The 23094-nt window shown below is 41.6% G+C and carries 18 protein-coding genes and 2 pseudogenes; 12 read left to right on the forward strand and 8 right to left on the reverse strand.

Features of this window, described 5'->3' with window-relative positions:
- Window positions 1–152 precede the first annotated feature (152 nt).
- A pseudogene (locus ACN6NF_RS17705) lies at window positions 153–404 on the forward strand (phenolic acid decarboxylase); the annotation flags it as partial.
- Between the two features lie 137 nt (window positions 405–541).
- On the opposite strand, the gene ACN6NF_RS17710 reads toward ACN6NF_RS17705, so the two are convergent.
- Entirely contained in the window at window positions 542–739 is a 198-nt protein-coding gene (locus ACN6NF_RS17710) for a hypothetical protein (protein ID WP_474318829.1), read from the reverse strand.
- Between the two features lie 945 nt (window positions 740–1684).
- On the opposite strand from ACN6NF_RS17710, the gene ACN6NF_RS17715 reads away from it, so the two are divergent.
- The 8 genes from ACN6NF_RS17715 to ACN6NF_RS17750 all read left to right on the forward strand — a co-directional run bounded on the left by ACN6NF_RS17715 (window position 1685) and on the right by ACN6NF_RS17750 (window position 10588).
- Window positions 1685–4891, forward strand: a complete 3207-nt coding sequence (locus ACN6NF_RS17715) for a CdiA C-terminal domain-containing protein (protein ID WP_474318830.1) — start codon at window positions 1685–1687, stop codon at window positions 4889–4891.
- A gap of 1 nt (window position 4892) precedes the next feature.
- On the forward strand, window positions 4893–5420 hold the full coding sequence (locus ACN6NF_RS17720) for a hypothetical protein (RefSeq protein WP_474318831.1): 528 nt from the start codon (window positions 4893–4895) through the stop codon (window positions 5418–5420).
- A 97-nt stretch (window positions 5421–5517) separates the two neighbouring features.
- Window positions 5518–5943: a hypothetical protein gene (locus tag ACN6NF_RS17725; protein ID WP_474318832.1), complete on the forward strand. Its 426-nt coding sequence runs from the start codon at window positions 5518–5520 to the stop codon at window positions 5941–5943.
- The gene (locus tag ACN6NF_RS17730; RefSeq protein WP_474318833.1) at window positions 5915–6205 is read left to right on the forward strand and encodes a hypothetical protein; all 291 of its coding nucleotides are present in this window, start codon (window positions 5915–5917) and stop codon (window positions 6203–6205) included. The genes ACN6NF_RS17725 and ACN6NF_RS17730 overlap by 29 nt, the downstream gene beginning before the upstream one ends.
- A gap of 433 nt (window positions 6206–6638) precedes the next feature.
- Window positions 6639–7130: a hypothetical protein gene (locus tag ACN6NF_RS17735; RefSeq protein ID WP_474318834.1), complete on the forward strand. Its 492-nt coding sequence runs from the start codon at window positions 6639–6641 to the stop codon at window positions 7128–7130.
- A 232-nt stretch (window positions 7131–7362) separates the two neighbouring features.
- A complete protein-coding gene (locus tag ACN6NF_RS17740; protein ID WP_474318835.1) occupies window positions 7363–7890 on the forward strand; it encodes a hypothetical protein in 528 nt (175 codons plus the stop codon).
- Between the two features lie 281 nt (window positions 7891–8171).
- A complete protein-coding gene (locus tag ACN6NF_RS17745) occupies window positions 8172–8531 on the forward strand; it encodes a putative zinc-binding protein (RefSeq protein ID WP_013311396.1) in 360 nt (119 codons plus the stop codon).
- A gap of 629 nt (window positions 8532–9160) precedes the next feature.
- Window positions 9161–10588 carry a pyridoxal phosphate-dependent decarboxylase family protein gene (locus ACN6NF_RS17750; RefSeq protein ID WP_474318836.1) on the forward strand — a complete coding sequence of 476 codons (1428 nt, stop codon included), beginning with the start codon at window positions 9161–9163 and terminating at the stop codon, window positions 10586–10588.
- A 275-nt stretch (window positions 10589–10863) separates the two neighbouring features.
- On the opposite strand, the gene ACN6NF_RS17755 is transcribed toward ACN6NF_RS17750, so the two are convergent.
- The 4 genes and pseudogenes from ACN6NF_RS17755 to ACN6NF_RS17770 all read right to left on the reverse strand — a co-directional run bounded on the left by ACN6NF_RS17755 (window position 10864) and on the right by ACN6NF_RS17770 (window position 15044).
- Entirely contained in the window at window positions 10864–12369 is a 1506-nt protein-coding gene (locus ACN6NF_RS17755; protein ID WP_474318837.1) for an alpha/beta hydrolase family protein, read from the reverse strand.
- A 396-nt stretch (window positions 12370–12765) separates the two neighbouring features.
- Window positions 12766–13290, reverse strand: a complete 525-nt coding sequence (locus ACN6NF_RS17760; protein WP_474318838.1) for a VOC family protein — start codon at window positions 13288–13290, stop codon at window positions 12766–12768.
- Between the two features lie 50 nt (window positions 13291–13340).
- On the reverse strand, window positions 13341–13967 hold the full coding sequence (locus ACN6NF_RS17765) for a type 1 glutamine amidotransferase family protein (RefSeq protein ID WP_474318840.1): 627 nt from the start codon (window positions 13965–13967) through the stop codon (window positions 13341–13343).
- A 109-nt stretch (window positions 13968–14076) separates the two neighbouring features.
- A pseudogene (locus tag ACN6NF_RS17770) lies at window positions 14077–15044 on the reverse strand (helix-turn-helix transcriptional regulator).
- Window positions 15045–15366: 322 nt separating this feature from the next.
- Here ACN6NF_RS17770 and ACN6NF_RS17775 point away from each other — a divergent pair.
- From ACN6NF_RS17775 to ACN6NF_RS17785, 3 genes are all read left to right on the forward strand, one after another.
- Window positions 15367–18441: a contractile injection system protein, VgrG/Pvc8 family gene (locus ACN6NF_RS17775; protein WP_474318841.1), complete on the forward strand. Its 3075-nt coding sequence runs from the start codon at window positions 15367–15369 to the stop codon at window positions 18439–18441.
- A 15-nt stretch (window positions 18442–18456) separates the two neighbouring features.
- A complete protein-coding gene (locus ACN6NF_RS17780) occupies window positions 18457–18822 on the forward strand; it encodes a dihydroorotate dehydrogenase (quinone) (protein ID WP_474318842.1) in 366 nt (121 codons plus the stop codon).
- A gap of 408 nt (window positions 18823–19230) precedes the next feature.
- The gene (locus tag ACN6NF_RS17785) at window positions 19231–19653 is read left to right on the forward strand and encodes a hypothetical protein (protein WP_025365545.1); all 423 of its coding nucleotides are present in this window, start codon (window positions 19231–19233) and stop codon (window positions 19651–19653) included.
- A 194-nt stretch (window positions 19654–19847) separates the two neighbouring features.
- Here the strand turns inward: ACN6NF_RS17785 and ACN6NF_RS17790 are convergent, their stop codons facing one another.
- The 3 genes from ACN6NF_RS17790 to ACN6NF_RS17800 are packed head-to-tail and all read right to left on the reverse strand — an operon-like array spanning window position 19848 to window position 23037.
- Window positions 19848–20729 (reverse strand): carbohydrate ABC transporter permease, encoded by an 882-nt coding sequence (locus ACN6NF_RS17790; protein WP_016821887.1) that lies wholly within the window; start codon window positions 20727–20729, stop codon window positions 19848–19850.
- A 56-nt stretch (window positions 20730–20785) separates the two neighbouring features.
- Complete coding sequence (locus tag ACN6NF_RS17795) at window positions 20786–21667, reverse strand: carbohydrate ABC transporter permease (RefSeq protein ID WP_164964602.1); 882 nt, start codon at window positions 21665–21667, stop codon at window positions 20786–20788.
- A gap of 26 nt (window positions 21668–21693) precedes the next feature.
- Window positions 21694–23037, reverse strand: a complete 1344-nt coding sequence (locus ACN6NF_RS17800; RefSeq protein ID WP_474318843.1) for an extracellular solute-binding protein — start codon at window positions 23035–23037, stop codon at window positions 21694–21696.
- Window positions 23038–23094 lie beyond the last annotated feature (57 nt).

Consider the following 23094-nt stretch of genomic DNA (forward strand, 5'->3'; position numbering starts at 1 on the left):
TGGGCTTAAGTTCACTGCTAGGTATGTTCTAATATAGAAATTTGTGTATATATAAGCCCTTAATTATTTAATCGACTTATACCGACTTAAAGTTTATGATTCTTTCGGCGAAGCTTCTCCGATACTGAACCCATCCAGCCATTTCATTAACCATGCATGGTATTATTTTCTTTCCGAAATGGGTGCATGAGCATCCAGAGATTAATGTACGCTATCAAAATGATTTCATCCCTCTGATGGAAGAATCGCGTGAAAAGTATGAGACTTATCCGAAGCATGTAGTTCCTGAATTCGCATATATTACTTTCATTGAAAATGCAGGTGTGAACAACGAGAAGTTGATTGCCCAGGCACCTTACGCGGGCATGACAGATGATATTCGTGCGGGTAAGTTGCAAGCATAGTCAATCAAGATGAATTGAGCTGAAAAGCCTGAGCCTGTGTCCCATAACGTAAGACAAATTAAAACACCTACCAATCTGGTCATACCCTGTCTACTTGACAGGGGTATGACCAGATTGGTAGGTGCCCAGCATCTTTTTTAATGTTCTCTATAACCATCTAATCTCCATTGGCTATTCTTCTTTCTCTTATCATGAAGCATCATCTCTAATACAACATATACAAACTGTGCTCCGTCCTTCATGCCCTGCCAGTACAAAGCTTCATTCTCCAATGCTTGCTTGTAATGATGCTTATCCTCCCATTCCGAGAATTCAGGTCTGTTCACAATATCCATCTCAGAAAGTCTAGCTTTACTACGGCCTCAACGTGTGTCGAGAGGATGGAACGGATTTACTTGATTAACTCGTTCCATTTTAAAAATAATAGTTCAATTTCCTTCTATTTCTTTTTCAGCTAAGCTAGCATACTGTCTCTTTAGCAAAGAATAATGGTATTGATCGCATATCGAACCATCACTAAACCAATAATGCTCTCGATAAGTTCCCTCCAGCTTAAAATGGAATTTTTCTAATCATTTTATAGAAGCTTGACTACATGCTGCAACCGTTGCATAAATTTTGTTCAACTCCAATCCTATCCGCTTATTACTGTTACTTTTATCAACCAAGATATATATTAATTGCCATTTGCAAGCCTTTTCAGTACATTCTCTTTATAATTGTTATATGGAGGAGGTTCGATTATGGGTCGGCAAGTATGTTGCTCTTTTTTGCTTTCAGTAAGACTCCCAATCATATAAGTCTGGTAAGTAATCTTCAATATTCCCACTATTTAAAAGCACAAGTCCCCTTATCATTCTATCACTCCATTTTTAAATTTAGATCGTTTAGTTAGGTAGGGTATCATTTGGTTTTAAGTATCTGATTAGGCAGCACAAAAAGCATCGAAATGGCAAACCATGTGGCGTATTACCATATTCCTAATTAACTCATGTTACACTTCCCTCTCATCCTCCTACTTCCAAAAATAAACATAGTAAATCCCCCAACCAATGGGTCATTCTGTAAACTAAATCTTTCTTTTAACCGATAAATACATATGCTGGGTTGTTTATTAAATATCATCTCTCGTCCCTTTATAGCGTACAAACCTTGTAATACATATCTATTTTGACTCACTGTTGTACTCATCTGCAGCTTCGATAATTCAGAAGCAAATGCAAGATGACGTGCTTCACTTGGAAATACCCATCGCATCTAGAAAGGAGTTATGAACTCACTTGAGCGTATTATCAGATGGGATCGGATATGAAAGCCTACGCTTTTATGGTCCTTTTCAGCCCCTACACATCGAACAACTTCAAATAACACGTACAATTAACGATCATACCTACTTACATATCAGTGGGATGCTCTCCGAAGAACAGGGGGCAGCTTGTATCGGTCAAAATATAGAGCATGAGCCGATTGTGATTCGTCAGTTAAATGATCAGAGACAATCGCTAAGAAGGCTGTTCCATGGGATTGTTACACGTATGTCCGTACACTGTGTGCGAGGCGTGTATACGTTTGAACTGGACGCCGCTTCCCATTCATACCAGATGGATATTAAGCGTAAAAGGCGCTCCTATCAAGATATTCACCGTACCTATGATGATCTGGTCACTGCGCTGGTTCGAAAATATCAGTACGGAGATGCCATTGATACGGTAAGCAACCATGCCAAACTAGAAACATTTGTTTTACAATATGATGAGACCGATTGGGCGTTTTTAAAACGTCTTGCTTCTCGCTTTGGTTCCGTACTTGTGCCAGAGGTAACCGCAGCCTCGCCCAAGGTTTTCTTCGGGATGCCAGAAGGCAAGCAGCATAAGGTGGAGCGGGATGTATTTTATCGAGTACGGAAAACATTTCATGAGTTGGATGCGGAAAAGCCGGGAGAACGTACTGGCTCATATATCACCTATATGATCGAAAGCTTGCAATTTTATGCACTAGGTGACCTCATCACGTTACCTATTGGACAAGGCAAAGAACTGGTCGTAGCTCGAGCCGTGACAACCTTATCAGATGGCTTACTGCGCACCCGTTATGATCTTCAAGCCGAACAAGATATCCGCTATGCCCGTAATGAAAACGATCGGGCTACTGGAATCTCGCTGACAGCAACGGTGCTCAAGGTACAGCAAGATTTTGTACAGCTACAACTGGACATCGATCCGAAGCAAGATCCTGCCAAAGCCTGCTGGTTTCCCGTAGCCACCCGTTATGTCGCCGAAGAACATATTGGCTGGTACAGCATGCCCGAAATCGGGGAACAGGTGGAACTGTATCTGCCTACCCATCGTGAACAAGATGCCTATGTCACGGATTCACTGCGACAACAACGCCACACAAGTGGTCTGCCAAATGTGAAGGTATGGCAACATGTGCAAGGTAGCAGCGTCGAAATGTCTGAGCAGGAGCTGACCCTATCCACCTCCGGTGAATTTTCCATTACACTGCATGAAGGTAACGGCATTACGATTGACAGTCCAGGAAACGTGCAGATTCAGGGTGGTCACGTCAAGCTTGATGCTGGGCAGGAGCTTTTGCTCGAAGCTGGAACGGCTCTGTATCTAAAAGGCGGAGCCAGCAGTATGGTACTGGATGGTGAGACGGATACCAAAGCTCCGGTGATATATCAGGAAGGAACGGTAAAGGCTCCCGTTTTTGTAGCTGACCTCCCTCCTGTACCTGAGCCACCATTGATGAGTATAAAAGCGTATGAAGCAGCTCAATCGGCAGCCAGGGATTCATCTAGCAGCCAAGCCTCTACCCCTAAAGCAAAAGTCACCAGTCCAGCAAAGCTTCAACAGGCGAATGCCTTGATGGGTACGGTGTCCAAGCTATTAGGCTCCATTCCAGTGATGGGAAAAGTGGCTGGCGTTGTTGCGGGAGCTTTAGGCGGACCTGCGGGAGGTATGATTCTGAGAGCAACTGCAGCGATCCCTGTTCGGAGCAAAGGAACCCCTACCGTTGGAGGCAGTAAGGGGAACGGCATTCATCCGTTGAAACACTTGGCTGGTTTGGCTATGCAAGGGTTGATTAGTCTACACGAGCATGAGAAAGCTAAACAAGCCTATTATAGTAAATGGATTCTTGGGAAAGTGTTTACGAGCGCCCGTCATATAGCGCATTCCGGTGGCCCATTGGAACTAGTACAGAACCTGCTTAAAGAATCGAATGCCATGGTTCATGCGTATCAGCAGGTTCCGGAAGAAGTAAGAAAACGCTGGAGAGCCGATTACGACAGCCGCATGGCACAGCAACAGCCTAAACAACAAGTTGAGAAGCCTAAGTCTTGGTGGGATCGTTACCTGGAATATACGGGTAGTAGTGCGATGATAAAAAGTCAAATAGCAATGGAACAGGCACACACAGCACAATATGTGACTACAAAGTCGGCAGATAGCCTAACTGAAATAGGAACAGAAATTTATGAAGCTAATATGGAAAGGATCCAAAAACGCTACGATTCAGTTGGTGCATATTTGGATTACTTGTCGTACGGTATTCCTAAGAGAATCTATCAGGCTTATATGGAGCGTGCACGTAATCAGGGGAATTCTGGTAGCGATACTATCAATTTCGCTACGTTCGGAATAACAGAGACTATACGTGGAGCGTTGACACCTAAAGATCCTTTGTCAGCAGAACATTGGTCCAACATTATTGGTCTAGTAGGGATTGTTGAGGGAACCGGTTCATTTTTCAAGCCGAAACCTACACTAAAATTGCCCGTTAAAGAACCTATTCATGCAGGTCCTAAAATCAAAACAGAGCCACCCCAACTTCCAAACCTGAAGCCTAATAAAGAGATTGAGGGGATGGGTAATTCTGCAAAGATACCTAGAACAGGACCAGAATGGGATGAATATTTCCGTTCAAGATATGGCGATAATAATGTAGACTGGAAAACTAGTTCTGAATACAACCTATATGGTCCTAATTATATTCCTTATACACCAAAAATCAGACCGAATGCTATCAGTACTAAGCCTTCATTACCTAGAGGGGGGAAACCGGAAGGAAATTATGCTGAAACTAAAGGTAAAGGTAGCCGAGGTTTAGAAAGACAAAATGAAGCTGCAGATGTACTCACAGAACAAGGATATCGTACAACAATGCTTGACGAACTTGATAATGGAAATGGTTATGGTATTGATCCTAAAAAAAGTCCAGATTTCATAATAGAGAGACAAGTATTTGATTGTTACGCTCCTGATACAACTACGAGTCTACGGAACATTCTTGATACACTCAGAGAGAAAACTACAAAACAAGCTAGAAGAATAGTGTTAAATTTAAATGATTATCCTATTGAAAAAAGACGCGAGCTTATTGAAAATTTAAAAAGTCAAACATATAAGGATTTAAAACATTTAGATGAATTGCTAATCATTGAAGATCGTCAAGTAACTAGAGCGTACTGGAGGTTTGAGTAAAATGGACTTTAGGTTATCTATTGGCTCTAATTTGTCTAGAGAAGCCTTGGGAAAGTTGCTTTATAATATGATATGTGAAGTGTTAGTAATGGAAATAAATTTTTATGAAGTGGAAGTAAAAGATTGGTCTGATGCTCGACAGGTTAGTATTAGTTGTACTTATTTTTCTATAAGCATTAATTTAGATGATGAGGATGACTATTTAGAACGTTTTCAAGAAATGAATCTCGAAGATCACGGCGTAGATACAAATGTTCTTATTAGTATTCAATTTATATCACGTACTTTTGACATTGGATGGTTAAAGCTACTCGAAGTTATTGGAAAACTATTGCGATTGAACGATCAAGATTTAATCGTTGAAGATGATTCCTCATACCCACTATTAAAAAGAATTAAAGGGCGTTTATATATCAATAATAATCTAGATGAATATCAAACCAGGTATATCACTAAAGAAAATCTAGAGCTACTGAATTATCCTTATTTAGAAGAAGATTTTTTTAAAAATAGCGGGTATAGAAGGTAACTTCTTTCTGTTTATTACATGTTAAAAGTGAAATGAGAATATCCTAAATAACGTTTTTCAATTATGTCGAACGAGTCGATTATGGTCAGATACTACCATGATTGACTTATTTTTTTGCTTTCCTCTTGGCCTTATGCCGTTTGGTATTCATAATAAATATGATTATTTTTTAGTCAACTGGTGGCAGGATGAAAACAAGCTAAAACAAGCAGAGCAAGCACTGTGCACTGAAATTACAAAGAAGCGCAAACTATCACTGTATGATATTAAAGATTCTAATAAATTGGCCGCCATACAGCGTATCGTCAACGCAAAACGAACGCAAGTATGGGATGAAGGAACTCTCAATGCCATCGAAGATGGTTTAGTAGCGATGGGTGTGGACTCTACAAATGCTATTGAGTTGGACAAAATCTGGAGATTACATGGAGAGGACAGGCCTAAGCGGTTTAGTCGAAGACACGACTTATGGGATTGTAAAAGCTCATATAGGTATGGAGAGTGCAGGAAGTTCTCCTGCTAAGTCCAGCCAGCCACCTATTGCAGAAAATCCGCCTGCAAAACCCAATCCAAAGGGTGGTCCAGGTGTAAACAGACCCATTGATGAGCTCAATGATTCAGCGATTTATAATGGGGAAAATTTAAGTAGACCTAAGGAGTCACCTAAACTACCGAATTCGAGCAAGAGCAAGCCTCCTGAGGATACTCTAAAAGCTTCTAATGTTGGTAGTGTAGTCAAGAGTGGAAATAAAACAAATATACGAATTCGGCTGGTGATGAGTTAATTTGAGATGATCAACATCCGAAAAATATTAATCGCGATATTGATAATCTTCTAAACAGTAAAGACCCCGGAAAAGCTACTGAGGCAAAAGTAGCTTCTGCTGTTAGAGAAAATAAGGAAGTAACAGCATTTGCCCAGAAAATTCAAAGGGCAGATGATAACCCGGCGGGCGATTTTGACGTAGTAACTAAGGATGAAATTATTGAAGTTAAGAAATCATTAAAAGCCGTTACAAATGTTGAACAGTTTGATAAATACGTTAATGTAAATCATGACGGTTATTTTAATCATAACCAGAAGAAAGTCATTTTATATATTGACAAGCCGTTGACTAATTTACATCAGAACGATCTGAATAAATTGGAAGTTATTAAATCTAAAGGTGTTACTATTGTAAACTCTATAGATGAACTCAAGGAGGTATTAAAGTAAAAATGGGGACTTCGGCAGTTATTTTAACGAATAAAGAGAGATATTCTCCTGAGAAGCTGTTAGCAGATACTATAGTTGCAGCCTTTCATTCGGATGCATCTCTCTATTTCTACAACAATAAAAATTACTCAAATGAAGGGGAGTTTTCATATACAACGCTGAATATTAATAATAGATCATTTGCGGCGAACAACGAATCTTCATTAACCTTTTATATTCATAGTATTAACAGTTCAAGTATTTATTTTTACTATCACGAAGATTTAGGATTAGATACAAATTTATTGCTGTGTCAAGTCGGTCATATTGAGGATATCTATGGTAATCAAGAGTTGATATTCAATTTTATTTATGAATACCTCAAGCTAAATCCTGATGATTATTTTTGGATTGCAGATTATGACTGGGTTTACAGTTGGGAAGATATTCAAAAATTAAAATTATTACCGTATGACCCAGATTGGTGCTATAAGAATCCCAAAACTAACTTATGAGTACAAGGTGACAATAAGATCCTACAATACAACAAACCAAACACTAAAAAAGACATAAAATTGATAAACTTTCAAAGGCTTGTTTCGACTTGAATCTATGAGTAGGAATGAGCTTTTTTTGTATACTCAAAATCAAAAAAAGACAAAGATAATGTCGAAACTCAAACTGCACATTTACTTTTAAAGGAAATGTTACTGACGCACTAACCGGATGGTATAAAGGAGACTAACGATGATGGACATGGAAAAATTTAAGCATATTTCAATGAGAGGTAGAGTTGCATTTGGTATTAGCTGTTTTGAGAACGCTATTATAGTCTTGAAGTATGACATTAATGATTGGAAGATCGTTTTAAATTATTTATGGGAATTCACTAATATACATTACTTGGATGATTGGAACGATATAGTCGTTGAATTAATTCCTGAGAATTTAACAGAATTCAAAACATACGAGGAGGAAGAGTTTGAGAAGTTGAGTAAAGATGAATTCATATATTTGTATAGCTTATATCAAAATATTGATGGATCAGTCGACGCCTTACTACGAGGTATTTATGACCTTGGTATCAGTCATGCGTACACTGTAATCGAAGGATACGGCGAAAGCAGTTTGAAATCTTTAGAGAGAATTATAAAGCTCATGATAGATTACAATTTTCCACTGCCAAAAATAGAACCATTTTTAAAATTTTCTATAGAAGAAAATAGAGGATGGGGTGACAAGTTTGATGGTACAAAATTGTCTAAAATTCTTTAACACGGAAATTGATTAGTTTAAGTGTACCTAAACATTAAACTTTCAAAAGCTTATTCCAACTTCAATGAGTTGGGATAAGCTTTTTTTCTAAAGATCTAGCTGATTTTATATATACATACAGTTAGCCCTATATAGATTTCACAAAAATATTGTCGTGATCACAATCACGGTTTAGACTGTAAATTTAAGTTAAAATACAAACAATTTTAAATTTATTTCAGCTGAAACCAAAGATACTGTGATCAATGGATCACAAAGAAAAAACAAGGAAGTGTACAAAGATGAAAAGAACTGATTTACCTCTTGTCTATTCTTGTTCTGGATGTTCCTCCGCAGCACAAACCGCTAACATGATCGCTATACAAATGGATCGAGAAAAAGTCGCTGAAATGTCCTGTATAGCTGGTGTTGGCGGTGATGTCAAACCCCTTGTCAGAACAGCAAAATCGGGACGTGACATCATTGCAATTGACGGCTGTCCCTTGTCCTGTTGCAAGAGTTGCTTAGCAAGACATGAAGTTCAACCCAAACACCATTTCCTGCTGTCTGACTTTGACGTACCCAAGATAATAGGAGAAGATCCTAACCCCGATCATTATAGGAATGCTTACACACAAATCTTAGAACAAATTGGACAATAATTCCCGACCGAAGTTAAGGTGTTGTGTATATACAGTAAAAGTATAGCTGGCTCATATTATGTAACAATATCATAAATTTAGTTTGTACTGGTGGCTCCTATCGCATATTTCAGGGCCACCAGTATTTTTTTACTCCCAGTTGAATCATTGGATATAAAAATCCTAAAGAATTTGGAGCTCTAATTGGAGTCATTATTTAAATATTTAAGTAGCTCAGTTGCAACATCTGGCAAAGCGTTTCGAGCACTTTATTTACAAGTACTATACATTTATTCTCTTTTTTAATTATTTTCAGATAACTAAGGTTTCCCCCTCCCCCCTCCTATATTACAAGCTCCCCCGTTTCCTTAGCTGTCTTGTAAAATTACTCGTCGTTACTATCCAAGCACACAGCAGCTATGTAGCTACTTACCAGCCTTGAGCTGGAGTACTATCTCTTCCCAACATCACGTTTCCAGCATTTGCACTGAACGGAGATTTTATAGCCCTCTTTGCCTTTGAGAATTACTTTGCGTAATAGCGAAGAGCCTAAAAATAAACGTAATGATGAAATCGGTGAATATCACAATATGACAACAGATGTTATATTATACTTTGGTTGAAGTTAAACAAAGGAGATGGAGATGCTTATGATGAATCAAGAACCAAATCAGCAATTAGGTGAAATTATTGAGCAGTTCATACATTCATACATGGCAGAAAACAACAATATCCGCTCTCAAAAAGTAATCAACACTGCAGATGAGGATACCATAGCTCATTTAAGGGGAATTGGTTTTCCCAAAAAAGGAAGACCGATAAAAGAAATTGTTAATGAAATGAGGAAAAACGTCTATCCTTATCAAACGTTTATGCAACACCCTCGCTTTTTCGCATTGGTTCCTAGTCCAATGTCTCTTTACTCGTGGTTAGGAGATATCATGACCAGCGCTTATAATACCCACGCCGGAAGCTGGATGCTGAGTTCGAGCGCAAGCCTTCTAGAGGGGGAAGTAATCCGGTGGATGTGTGACCAAGCAGGATATCCCGATACGGCTGGAGGCTTATTTCTGTCCGGCGGATCGTTGTCAAATTTGACCGCTTTGGCAGCTGCACGCAATGCAAAGTTATCCGAGCAGGAATATGCCATTGGAACTGCTTATGTTTCAGACCAAACTCATTCATCGGTCGCCAAAGGGCTACGCATCCTCGGATTCCGTAGTGATCAGATCAGAAAGATTCCAAGTGATAAAAATTTTCGTATGGATGTTTCAGCCTTAGAAAAAAAAGTAATAGAGGATCAGACGGCTGGCATGAAGCCTTTTGCGATCATTGCCACGGCAGGCACAACCAATACGGGAAGCATTGACCCGTTAAACGAAATTGCTGACCTATGTGAAAAACATAATATTTGGTTACACGTGGATGGAGCTTACGGGGCATCGATTTTGGCTTCTTCGAAATATAAGTCTCTTTTGAGCGGGATATCGCGTTCAGATAGCATTACCTGGGACGCACATAAATGGTTAATGCAGACCTATTCCTGTAGCGTAGTTTTAGCCAAAGAAAATCAACAGCTCAGAAACTGCTTCAGCACACATCCAGAATATTTGAAAGATGCCGAGACTAATGAAGAACATATTAATTATTGGGATCTGGGCCCTGAATTAACGCGGCCTGCTCGAAGTTTGAAATTATGGGTGACACTGCAAGCTTTGGGGACTGATGCTGTCGGTGAAGCCATAGAGCATGGAGTTCAACTCGCAGAATGGGCTGAAGATGAAATCAAAAAACATAATCATTGGGAAATTGTATCCCCCGCACAATTAGCGATTGTTAATTTTCGATATGCGCCTGCTGGATTATCTGAGCAAGAATTAGATTCGCTCAATAAAAAGATCTCCAAAGAAATGGTGACCAGTGGATACGCCTCTGTGTTTACAACACAACTTAATGGAAAAACGGTTCTCCGAATCTGTGCAATTCACCCAGACACTACGGAACACGAGATCAGGAATACAATTCAGCTTTTATCGAATATAGCACGCTCATTGAATGAGACAAAAGCCTTTTTGTGATGAAAAATTATGAAATTAAATGCTACACTTTCTGTAAATAAATAAAAATGCTCAACATCACACAAATAAGAGGGGCAAGCCGCCCCTCTTTGGCCCACTCTTTGAAGCAGGTCAGAATATATTTTTGAAATTTTATGTGTATGATGGCTAGTTTCTCAATCGTATTGTATCCGTTCTTCTTAGACAAAGGAAAACTCCTCTTCAAGTAGCGGTTTGTTTATTAAACCTGTCTACTTGAAGGGGAGCATATCAAAATCGGTAGCCTGTTTCGTAATTTATAATAGCGAGGTTACGAACTTCACCTCTGGGAAGCGGCTATCCGGTCCTTTCATTAAGACTCCGCCTTGATTTTTCAGATACATATCAAAGAAATCCAGCATATAGGCATTGATAACGGAGTTCGCTCTTTCAGGCGCAATCTTTCCTGTAATGCCCAGCATTTTGAAAATCGGAGAAATGAACTGTACATCGGTAAAATTCAAATGCTCCGTATTTTCGATATAGAGGACTTGTCCCCCTTCGTCGACCGTTTCGCGCATCCGTTCAAGCTCCAACTTTTTATCTTCCGTTACTTGATCCTCCCACTCTCTTGTTGATCCCATACGCTTAAGCTCTGCATCCGTGTAGACCCGGTTATCCATCACCATTTTTAATTTTTCGAAATAGCTTTCCGAGTTGATAAACAAAAACGGCTTTCGCAGACCCTCTCTGTCACGCAGTCGATAAAGCCCTCCATCAAAATCTATTCCAACCGCGATTCGCGGATCGTAAGAAGCGTCATAGGCCGTCGCTCCGCCGATGGAATGGCCGAACACCCCGACATGACCGAGATCAATCTTCCCTTTTAGATGACTTGGAATCTGCCCCGATTGGATGAGCTCGAATTGGTCCAGCGTAAACGCCACATCACCGGTTAAAACTTTTCCCAACTTGTCACGATTTTCGCTTTCCGTCCGGTAATCATGGTCGGGCGAGAATAAGTCGTCGGTTGTGCTGGTCGTGATTCGACCGTCCGGAAACTCGGTTGCAAATGTATTGTAGGTGTGGTCGATCACTGCCACGATATATCCGTGACTCGCGAGATTTTCAGCTTGCGACGTGTGGAGGAACCTGGACGAGCCGTTGCCGGGATTCGCAAGGATCAGCGGGTATGAAGTCTGTGCCGAAGAGACTTCGGCTCCCGAATAAGCATGACTGGATACGTACTTCAGATGTTGAAACGTAAACCCGGGAAGGCCATAGTTGGCGGCCATATAACGTAAAATCTCGGTATCGGGAATAAAGGGAGCGTACTTGCCAATGCTAGCTTGAGTCGGATACCAGACCTGAACCATCAATTCCCTCTTGCCTGTCTCAGTTTTGCCAAATGTCTCCTCTCGGCTTGGATCGATGAAATGAAAGACTTGCGTGCCTACCTTCAACTCGCCGGTTGGAGCCGGAAAGTCGAATACAGGAAACACATAAAGGAAGCACCCTGTTGCGATTAGCCCAATCACGATAAAAAGGCGGCCCAGCACCCTACGGATTCGCGAGGTAGTCCGAACGACTTTCGGCGTTATGAAAACGTCTATAAGCGAAAGTGAAAGCATCAGGATCGTAAATCCATATAAAAATAAAAGCTGAACCCTGTATCCTTCGACAAGCAAATGTATCACTAAAAAAATGGAGCTTGCTCCGCTTGCCAGGAGCAAAGCTGATCTTCGGATACGTTGATTGGTAATGAACAGAAGTGCCAACAAACAAGCACTTGAAAAGAATAGCAGCATTTCAAAAAACCTCACGCCAACTCCCCCTTAACAAATAATCCTATCAATGGATTAGTATAGAGGAGCAGCTAGGTTGATACCATTGATCTAGATGACAATTGCCTAACACTCTTGTAAGGTCGCGTGACGATGGCGCAGAAAACAGCATGTAATGTGCTAATTCCTGCCTCTCGGCCGGGGTTGTTTGTTTTACAATTGTGAAAAGTGTTAAACCTTAAAATACGCCAAGAACCATCCAACTCTTACTTTCATAAATATAAAGATTACTGACAATGAATAGCGCTCAAACTGCCTTATGTGGTGATAATGATGCCGTATTTTTCGCCAACTATTTGGCACCCGAATTTCTATTACCTCATTTCAGCAGATAGTCACTTTTAATACGTTTTACCAAAAAGTGATCGCATGCATTTATTCTCCACTCAAGCTTTTGGCCCATTCAGCAACCCTACGGCTACTTTCTTCTTCGGACAAATCCTCAATCCTGGTCATAATAGACCATCTTACTCCACAAGGATCCAATATACTTGCGAATCGATCACCTGAAACAAAGTTTGTAACGGGTTCCCTTACTTTCGCTCCTCTTGCTACCGCGTTTTCAATGACCTGATCCACATTCATGACGTAAATCCCGAAAGAATAGCACGCATTGTCTCCTTCTGGCGGCAAGACCAATTGATATGTCGGATTCGCTGCTCCCAGCTGCAAAAAACCATTTCCAAAATCTAATTCAGCATGAACAATGATTGTATTGCCATTCTCATCAGGGTATTCAGTAATATCCTTAACCCTTGCATTGAAAACACTTTTATAGAACTCTATTGCTTCCGAAGGATTCTTCACGGTAATAAACGGGGTAATAGCTGTAAAGCCGTTGGGTATTCCCTTCTTTGTATATTTACCTGACACTCCCACATATTCTCTGCTTTCGGTCATTTTGACTCCTCCTTTAAATGTTCTTAACAGTTCAATTATTACGCATACCTTTATTGGATTGAGTCCATCAACTCATAGTAATGTTTGGATGCACGAGTCTTATTAAGACTATACCACGCTTCTAATGTTTTAGAAGAAAACACACCCAGAGCTTTCAAAACATGTACGGTGAATTCCAACGGAGCCGTTCCAGATGCAGTGATCAGTTTTCCATCCGTTATAGCAGACTCCATTTTGTAATACTTTTCGCCCGTATAGGTGGGACAGATCATTTTAAGATACTCCAGATCATTGCTTGTATGCCAACGTGAATTCAGCAGCTCTGCCTGAGCAAGTCCGATGGTAGCACCACAAATCGCTGCAACCCATATACCTTCCTCTAAACATCTCTCAACCATTTTTAAGATCGGTTGGTGAATGGTTTCTGCCCATGTATTTCCACCAGGTAGAATCAATGCATCCGTGCTCTCAATACCGCACTCGTCCAATTTGATGTCAGGCAGGATTGTCAATCCACCCATGGTAGTTACAGGAGTCTTTTCCATTCCCACAGTAACTATTTTGGATGGGCCCAGCCCCTTTTTATAATATCTCCCCGAGTTCAGTTCGGCAGTTAAGTAACCGATCTCCCAGTCTGCCATGGTGTCAAATACATAAAGATATACCGTACTATTCATTCACAGGTTCTCCTTATTTTATAATTTATCAAGTGATACCAGCTCTCGGTAATCCATGATTACCCTCATTATAAAAAAGCTTCACTGACATCCGCTGTCAGTGAAGCTTTTAACGTTGATAATATTCCATTAACTCCGACGCAACCGCAACAAGCTTTTCCTTCAAGCTCTGTGGCTCGATGACTTGAATTGATTTCCCGTAGGGTAGGATTAAATAAGGGACATAGGTATGAAGTGATTTTTCCTCAAGCCAAAAGATGGCTTGATTGGATGTTCGCTCTTTCAAATGATGCCCCAAAAACCAATGCAGACATAAGTCATCCAATGCCTCTGACCTGCCTTCGATCATTAAAGAAATTAAACCGTCCTTGCCCACTAAATCAGGTAACAGATTTTGCATAAAAAATTCACGAGCCGAAAAAGCCTCAGGACGCTTAAATAGGTTTGGAGTACGCTTGATCTGTAAAAAAAAAATTGCTCTGCCCGAAAGCTACGGATCTCATTCCTTAGGTGACAAAATGCAACAGTATACCATTTGTTGTTCCAGTAAACCATTCCATAGGGGTCTATCACCCTATTCTTGGGTTGTTCTTCATGACTTGTGCGATAATCCATTTCTACAGAAAATTCGTTGCTTACAGCCTGCTCCAATTCTGCCAATATCGGCTGAAGAGAAGGATCTCCCATGCGATTTATCACTTCAAATCCGGCTAAATGACGGCTAAGTATACTTTCATGCTCTTGATTCGAATACATTTTCAATTTTGAGGTCGCACTGCTTAATGCCTCACTTAAAGGAGATCCAGCTTCTTTTGCAAAAACAGCAGCATGAAGGAGTGCCTTTTTTTCCGCCATATCAAATAGTAAGGGTGCTCTAATAAAATTATTCAGCAAGCTATACCCGCCATGATGACCCGTGTCGGATATTATTGGCACTCCACTGGCGCATAGAGCGTTAATATACCTATAAACTGTTCTTATATTTATTTCTAACTTTTCGGATATTTGTTTTGCCGTCATTTTTACACCCGAATTCAGCATCCATAAAATGGCCAGCATATTATCGTTTTTTGGCATAACCTGAACCCTCCTCTCTCATTAAAAGCTAATCTTTTATACATAACTCTTTGTACTCTTCTTACCACCTATTATATGCTTTTTTCCATCTTATACTTCCCTCTCATATCTTCTAATTCCAGATTTACACATAGTAAATACCATAATGAATGGGTCATTCTGTAAACTAACTCTCTCTTTTAACCGATAAAGACATATGCTGGGTTGTTTATTAAATATCACCTCTCGTTTCTTAATACCAAACAACCCCCGTATACATTACATAGATGACGTGCTTTACTTGGAAATACCCATCGCATCTAGAAAGGAGTCATGAACTCACTTGAGCATATTATCAGATGGGATCGGATATGAAAACCTACGCTTTTATGGTCCCTTTCAGCCATTACACATCGAACAACTTCAAATAACACGTGCCATTAACGATCATGCCTATTTACATATCAGTGGCTTTCTCTCTGAAGAACAGGGAGCAGCTTGTATCGGTCAAAATATGGATCAAGAGCCGATTGTGATTTGTCAGTTAAATGATCAGGGACAATCGCTGAGAAGATTGTTCCATGGGATTGTTACACGTATGTCCGTACATTGTGTGCGAGGCGTGTATACGTTTGAACTGGAGGCCGCTTCCCATTCATACCAGATGGATATTAAGCGTAAAAGGCGCTCCTATCAAGATATTCACCGCACTTATGATAATCTGGTCACAGCACTGGTTCGAAAATATCAGTACGGAGATGCCATTGACACGGTAAGCAACCATGCCAAATTGGAGACATTTGTTTTACAATATGATGAGACCGATTGGGCGTTTTTAAAACGTCTCGCTTCTCGCTTTGGCTCCGTACTTGTGCCAGAGGTAACCGCATCCTCGCCCAAGGTTTTCTTCGGGATACCAGAAGGCAAACAGTACAAGGTGGAACGGGATGTATTTTATCGGGTACGGAAAACATTTCATGAATTGGATGCGGAAAAGCCGGGAGAACGTGCTGGCTCGTATGTCACCTATATGATCGAAAGCCTGCAATACTATGCGCTTGGCGACCTCATTACGTTACCCATTGGACAAGGTAAAGAGTTGGTCGTGGTTCGAGCAGTGACTACGCTAGCGGACGGCCTACTGCGCACCCGTTATGATCTTCAAGCTGAACAAGATATCCGCTATGCGCGGTATGAAAACGATCAGGCTACTGGAATTTCGCTGATAGGAACGGTACTGAAGGTACAGCAGGATTTCGTCCAGCTTCAACTCGACATTGATCCCAAGCAAGACCCGGCTAAAGCCTGCTGGTTCCCTGTAGCCACCCGTTATGTTGCCGAAGAACATAGCGGCTGGTACGATATGCCTGAGATCGGGGAACAGGTGGAATTGTATCTGCCAACACACCGCGAACAGGCTGCCTATGTAACGGATTCGCTGCGACAACAACGCTACACCAATGGACAGCCGAATGTGAAGGTATGGCAACATATCCAAGGTAGCGGCGTAGAAATGTCTGAACATGAACTGACCCTATCCACCTCCGGTGAATTTTCCATTACACTGCATGAAAGTAGCGGCATTACCATCGACAGTCCGGGGAATGTGCAGATTCAGGGTGGTCATGTGAAGCTGGGTGCAGGCGAGGAACTATCACTCGAAGCTGGCACGGCGCTATACTTAAAAGGTGGAGCCAGCAGCATGGTACTGGATGGTGAGACGGATACCAAAGCTCCAGTGATTTATCAGGAAGGAACGGTAAAAGCACCTGTTTTCGTTGCTGACCTCCCTCCTGTGCCCGAGCCGCCACTCATGAGCATCAAAGCCTATGAAGCAGCTCAATCAGCAGCCAAGGATTCATCTAGCAGCCAAGCCTCTACCCCTAAAGCAAAAGTCACCAGTCCAGCAGAGCTTAAACAGGCGAATGCCTTGATGGGTACGGTGTCCAAGCTATTAGGCTCCATTCCAGTGATGGGAAAAGTGGCTGGTGTTGTAGCGGGAGCGCTAAGTGGACCTGCAGGAGGTGTGATTCTGAGAGCAACCGCAGCGATCCCAGTTCGGAGCAAAGGGACCCCTACCGTTGGAGGAGGCGGTAAGGGGAACGGCATTCATCCGTTGAAACACTTGGCTGGTCTAGCATTACAAGGGTTAATTACTGAGTATGAACATGAGCAAGCGAGACATGCCTACTATAGCAAATGGATTCTGGGGAAAGTGTATACAAGCGCACGTCAAATAGTACATTCCGGCAGCCGATTAGAGTTGATCCAAAACTTGTTGACAACATCGAAAACCATGGTTCATGCCTACCAACAGGTACCTAAAAGTGTTAAAGATAGAATGCTGAGGGAATATAAAGAACAAGAAAAAGCAAGGGCTGAAGCTGCTCTCAAAGCAGAAAAAGAAGCTAGAGCTAAAGCCCTTAAAGCGAAAAAAGAAGCTGCGCCACCAGAGCTTACAGATGAAGAGTATGAGAGAATTTATAGTGATTATGTCTATTGGGCTTCATTAGAAGGTGATCGCAGACCTGAAATTCCGCTAGGAAGCTACCGTGCTGAGGACGGGGTGGTTCGTATAGCGAATGGAGATCCAGATTTTAAATACTACGATGACTGGAAACAAAACTATCCAGGAGATTTTTTGGTTCTATCTAATCAAGAGGGAATCACACCGGAAGAACAACGATGGATGAGCTATGCAAACCTAACAGCAGAGCCGTTTGCACTCGACGGTCGAGGTGGTGAAGGTAGAGCCTTTAAAAATGAATTCTCCAAAATGAGCAAAGAAGAGGCATCTGAGAACGCTAGGCTCGCAAGAGTAAATGTGAGGAGAATTCAACAGCGAATAGATCAAAAAAGCATTACTACAAAAAATGCGTCCGAGCCTATTGAGAATGCATCAGAAGTTATGCCTTCAAAAGCAGGCAAACCCAAGGAGAAACCTCCTAAAATGGAGGGGACCGGACAAGGTTTTGAAAACAGAGGCTATAAGCCGCAACCCGATGAAAGAACGACAACACGAGAAGATTGGAAAGCGCAGGATAGAGAAGCGAGAATACGCTCAAATCTCTCTCAATCTTCCCCAATAAGTATTCCTCCTACTGCATCAGTAAAAATACAGTCAAAGACTGGGTATGAGCAGATACAGTTTAAATGGTCAGACGGTTATTACAAGTATGAAGGACGTTGGCATACGCGAACACCTGGAGCGCCTCAAAATCAAGGAAATACTTGGGTTATTGAACGAACCACACCAGGAAATACTACTGGACAGCAGAGGACGTATCATATTTTAACTGGTGATAATCAATGGACTCCAAGACATGAATGGCAAACTGCTATTAACGCTAGAAAGAATGGTACTGCGACAGCAGAACAAAATAAGATGTTGGAAAATGGACACTGGCCAGCACCATAACAAGGAGATGGAGTCATGGAAATAATAAATAGTAAATACTATGAAGGTTATGAGGGCGAAGGAGAGATACAATTTATAAGGCATCTCTCTAATGGTGATAAGTATGTAATAAGAATCTGGGATGGTTACTTTGATGAAATAATGAGGGGAATAACGCCAGAAGAAAGCGGTTGGACAGGTCTGGCATATTACTACAATGTTGAAGAGCCTTGGTGGGAAAGACCATGGCAGATCCCAGATATAGCAATTGCCTTAAAACAACTACAAGAAATAAAAACAGAGCAATTAAATGTGGAGACAAAGGAACTGCTTATAGAGCTTTGCAAATTATTGTCTGATTCTTGGAGATTAAACGAAACTGTGTGGATTGCTGATGAGTAGTACGCAATATAATTAGCTGTTGTAGTTTAACAAACCAAGAGCAGAATCATACAATACAACTAATAAATCAAACACTAGTAGTTCAATACTTGATAAACTTTCAATGCTCTTTACAACTTGACTGTAGGAATAAGCCTTTTTACACAGGTTAAATGATTTGCCATTCCTCCCCTCAGAGTTAATATACACCAACCACGGGAGGGAGATGTGTAATGTCAGATTGGTTTCTCGAAGTGTGGTGAAATGATTTTATCAAAGATTTTCCGGTGAACAAAAGGATACATTCTACCAAAAGATGAAGCATCTATTCGACAGTTGGGCAAAAATAAGTTTATAAAAACCGATAGGACATGGACTAACATTAATCTTTAAATGAAGTTCATATTCCATTAGAGGCGAAACAAAAGAATGAATCTTAAAGAAATTGAGAATTTACCTGATGTATTACCAACAGAAACATTAGCGTTGATGTTTCAAAACGTATTGAATGAATTTGATACGGGTAAAATTGAGAAAAAGGATTTTTTATTAATTCTTAGTCAATTAACAGATAGACAAGTTATGACCTACGAATTATTGGAAATCAAAGTAAGAAATAGTATAGATAAGGTGCTTCACAGGTTGTGGAATACTGACTCTTATGATGATGTAGATATCATTCTTTCAATTGCTGTAAACCTCGGACTAAAAAATTGCTTTCAAAAAATTAAAGATTCAATAAATCAAGATAAGGATATAGACGAATTAATTTTAAAAGAAATTATAGAAACAATTGATGAAGTTGGTGGAAATATTTCGAATCCATATCATAGTTTAGAAAGATTCAAATAAGCCATGTCAATAGTTTGTCGATAAATTCGGATAATTTTTCTGAAAAGGCTTAACATTATGGGTTTTCTACTTCATTTTCCTTCAACTCAACTAAACTCAACAAAAATGCACCCTCTAGCATTCATTGGACAAACCAAGAGGTTTGATCCAATGTCTACACTAGGGGGTGCTCTTCTAATCAGGGGAAATTTGATTTACCCCTTAACCGACCCGGCTGCGATTCCTTCCACAATCCGGTCACTCATGATGAGGAACACGAGCAAAATGGGCAAAATGCTGATCATCAACGTGGCTCCGATTGCTCCCCAGTCGGTCGTATATTGACCGATAAAGTTCTGAACGCCCACGGTCAGTGTTTTGTTTTCGTCCGAGCTGATGAACGTATTCACGAAAATAAACTCGTTCCAGTTATAGATCATGTTAATAATAGACGTCGTTGCCATGACGGGGGTGGTCATGGGCAGTACAATCCGGAAGAACATCCGGTTGACGGAGCAGCCGTCCATCACGGCCGCTTCTTCCACTTCACGGGGCAAGGCGTAATAGAAACCCAGCAAAATCATCATCGTGGTCGGTAGATTAAAAGCGACATACGACAGAATGATAGATACCGAAGTGTCTGTTAGATGCAGTTTGAGAAACATACTGAACAGCGGGATCAAGGTCGAATGAACTGGAATCATGAGCCCGACCATAAAGAGCCCGAGGACCAGCTGACTTCCTTTCCACCGCATCCGTGTAATGGCAAACGTTACAAAACTGGCGAGCAGTACGGTCAGCGCCACGGATATGACCGTAATCCACACACTATTGAAGAAATACCGTCCGATATTGCCGCTGGTCCACACATTCATATAGTTTTCCCAATGCGGCTGGGACGGGAACGCGAACGGTGGAAGATTAAACACTTCCTGATTATTTTTAAGCGAGAAAAGCATCAGCCACACTAGGGGCAAAAGCTGTGTCACCGCCAAGATGATCAAAAGTATATACAAAGCGGCATAACCGACCCGAGTTAACATTTTGCCGCGGGTAGCGACTCCAAGCGGATAGTTGGCGGCTGCCTGGGTTTTCATATCCGTTCCTCCCTCTTTCTGTCCTCTGTTACCCCTGATCTAATTACATAAGTGTCCTATGAATACTGGATGGTGTCACTAGTAGCGGTCACCTTACGAATCACCCACGTAGCAATCAGGCAGATGAGCAGCAGGGCAAAGGCTGTAGCACTGCCATATCCAAAATCGAAGCTGCGGAACGCCTGGTGGTACATGTACGAAGCCATCACTTCACTGGCTCCGTTCGGCCCACCGTCTGTCATGACGTAGATCAGGTCAAAATATTTGAGCGAGCCGACAATGGACAATATGATCGTCACGTTAATCACCTCGCGCAGCAGAGGCAATTTGATACGAGTCGCAATCTGCCAGGCACTGGCTCCGTCGATCCGTGCAGCTTCCATCAGCGTTTCGGGAATGTTTTTCAGTCCAGCATAATAGATCAGGATATAAAAGCCTGCATATTGCCAAATAATCGGAATGAACAAGGCGAGCAGCACCAGAGACGGATTAGCTAACCACTCGGGTGGGTTGTGAACTCCGACTGACGCCAGCAAAGAATTCAGCACTCCGTTGGTCGGGTGATACATTTTGAGCCACAATTGAGCGATCGCTACAGAAGACAGCAGCATGGGAATCAGATAAATTTTCCGCAGCAGGTTCGCTCCCTTGATTTTTCCTGACAAAATCATCGCAACGACCAGATAACCGATCAGACTGATACCTGAAAACAAGGCCAGCAGCAGGGAATGCCAGGCACTTTGCCAAAACGCCGCATCTGTGAACAAATGTTGATAGTTATCCAGCCCTACGAAAGTCATAGGGCCGATCCCATTCCACTGATTCAGACCATAATAGCCGGTCAGTACGATGGGCACATAAATCACGGCGAACAACAGCAGCAGGGAAGGCAACACATAGAGAGCAATGACGAGCTTATTGGACATGACCTTTTCCACGGTCAGACCTCCTTAGGTGGTCAATTTCAATTTCCTTTCTCAATGGCAGCCTTATGCTGATCGGCAAATTGCTGCGGTGTCACCGCTTTACCAAACAACGCCTGAATCATATTCAAATGCACCTGTGCCGCATTCGGCTTCATCTGAACATCAGCGAATAATGTAATGTTGCTGGCTTCGTTCAGCCCATTCAGCAAATCGACATACAGCTTGGGCAATTTTTCTTTGGAGGTATCCACTTTTGTCGCTGGAATAACGCCTGCCTGTGTGACCGATTGCTCTCCCCATTTTTCTACGAAGTATTCAACGAATGCTTTGGCTTCTTCTTTCACTTTGGAATTTTCCGAAACGAACAAGCCTACTCCTGGACCTCCTACCCAACTGTTCTCGTTGCCCTTGCCGCCTGCAACCATCGGGAATTTAAAGAAGCCGATTTGATCTTTAAACGCTTGCGGGATTTCGGGATTAGTCGTAAAATTCGGCAACTCCCAGGTAGCCATCAAATACATCGCCGCTTTGTCGTTCATAAACTCGGATTTTCCTTCATCATTGGACAAGCCGTTAAATCCTTTGTTAAAGGCATTCATATCCACCAGCGTCTGAATTTCGGAGGCCGCCTGAATTAAACCAGGATCATCGAACGAGCCTGAGCCGTCAATTGCTTTTTTCAGCGTTTCGCTACCTGCTATACGGTCTGCTAGATACATGTACCAAAGCGAACCCGTCCAGCGGTCTTTATTGCCCAATGCAATCGGTGCAACTCCATGATCTACAAGTGTCTTCACCACCTGCTTAAATTCATCAAATGTCGCAGGTACCTTCAAGTTGTATTTTTGGAATATGGCTTTGTTGTAATAAATGGGTGTTATGTTCAATTCGATCGGAAGCGCATACGTTTTGCCATCCAGCGCATAGGCATCGGTCGTTCCCGGTACGAATTTGTCCTTCAACTTGAAACCTTGCAGCAGGTCATCCATCGGCGTAAATAATCCGCCTTTAACGTAAGGCTCCATGAAGCCCGCTGCCCAGGTGATACCGATATCCGGCAATTCATTGGAAGCTGACAGCACTTTAAGTTTGTTTTTGTATTGTTCATTTTCCAGCACTTCCTGCTGAATGACGACATTCGGATGATCCTTTTGGTATTGATCTATAATCTGAGTTACAAGCTTGCTTTGCTGTGCCGAGCTTCCCTCTGGCCACAGGTGCATCATTTTGAGCGTAACCTTGCCCCCTACTCCGCTGGAACCGCCTTGACCATCCTTACCAACACCACAACCGGACAGTACTAGCATAAATGACAGCAGCAGGGTCAACCCAGCAACCCATTTTCGATATGAGCGCTTACGAACTGAATACTCGTTGGACATCGTTAGACCTCCGTTATTGTTATTATATTTTTTGTAACCGTTATCATTTGTAAGTTT

It is taken from the genome of Paenibacillus sp. TSM33 (genome assembly GCF_056099025.1).